This is a genomic window from Frankia tisae (assembly GCF_025403405.1).
GTDB lineage: Bacteria > Actinomycetota > Actinomycetes > Frankiales > Frankiaceae > Frankia > Frankia tisai.
Map to the genome: position 1 here is coordinate 1 of NZ_JANEZT010000706.1, position 1,226 is coordinate 1,226.

Annotated in this window: 2 protein-coding genes; both read left to right on the top strand. The window is 75.9% G+C overall.

Annotated elements, in window-relative coordinates:
* Positions 1-163: 163 nt before the first annotated feature.
* A complete protein-coding gene (locus NBZ85_RS31230; protein WP_261556323.1) occupies positions 164-727 on the top strand; it encodes an SAV_6107 family HEPN domain-containing protein in 564 nt (187 codons plus the stop codon).
* 193 nt (positions 728-920) lie between these two features.
* On the top strand, positions 921-1,076 hold the full coding sequence (locus NBZ85_RS31235) for a hypothetical protein (protein WP_261556324.1): 156 nt from the start codon (positions 921-923) through the stop codon (positions 1,074-1,076).
* Positions 1,077-1,226: the final 150 nt, after the last annotated feature.

Consider the following 1,226-nt stretch of genomic DNA (forward strand, 5'->3'; position numbering starts at 1 on the left):
ATGTGGTGGCGCTGCTCGTGCTGGCCTGGTTCCTGCGCCTGCTCGAGTGCACCGCCGGCGGGCAGGCTCGCCCGCCTGCCCAGGACCTGGGTGTTTGACGGGCCGGCCGGGAGGGGGCTACCTTCCAGGTGTTCGAACCTGTGTTCGACGCCGGGAGGGTGTCATGGCCGTCGTGAGCCGATCTGCCAGCGGCGCGGGCCCCACGGAGGGAGCCGTCGGGGCGGAGGGTACGTCGACCGGGCGGGGAGCATCCAGCGGGCCGCCCGGGCGGGCCCTGCTGCCCGCCGCGGGGCTACCCCGCCGCTCCCGGGACGAGCTGCTCGCCGCCGCCCGGCGCGGTCTCGGAGAGGCGGAGTACGCCCCCCGGGCCGGGGAGCGGTACGCCCTGGCCCATCTCGCCGCCCTGCGGGCCGCCGCCGCCGTGCTGGCGGACCGGGCGCGGCCCCGGCCGGGCCGCCGCGGCCGACCGGTCAGCGCCTGGTGCCTGCTCGTGCGGGTGGCTCCAGAGCTCGCCGAATGGGCGGACTTCTTCGCGGCGGGCGCCGGCCGGCGGGCGGCCGCCGAGGCCGGCCTGAACGTGGTGGGCCGGCGGGAGGCCGACGACCTGATCCGTCAGGTCGACCAGTTCATCGGCACTGTCGAGGGCACGCTGGGGCTGCCGTCCCAGCCGGTGCTCGCCGGCACCGGTCCCGCCGACGCCGCGGCCGTCCCGCCACGGCCGGGTTAGTCCGGCCGTGGCTGGTCCGGCGGCACTGGCCGTCTCGGCGGATGTGGCCACTGCCGGTCGCCGTCACCTCCCGGTCGCGGGACTTCCCGTGATCTCCTCGGCCGGCCCCTCGCCGCTGTTGCACGCAGCGTAGTTGTCGTTCACTATCGGTTATCTCTTGGGGTGTTGCGGGTGATGAAACAGGAGATCATCGATGGCTCTCACCGGTTCCGGGCTCAGATACCGCGGCGCACACCGAACCGCGCCGTCCGCCGTGGCCCGCCGCGATGCCTGGGCGTTGTGGATCCTGGGACTGTCGGTCGGCGGGCTCGCGGTCGGCGTCGCCATCGGTCTCGTCGTGGGCCGCTGACCCGCCCGCGCCCGACCGCGGGAACCGCGGCGGGCGGCCAGGGGGAGGAGGCGATGTTGATGGCCGACCATGTCACCGGCGGCGATCTGCGGCAGGCCGCGATCTGGCACGGGCTGTGGGCCGTCCTGCCCCGCCCGGCACCGCTGGCCC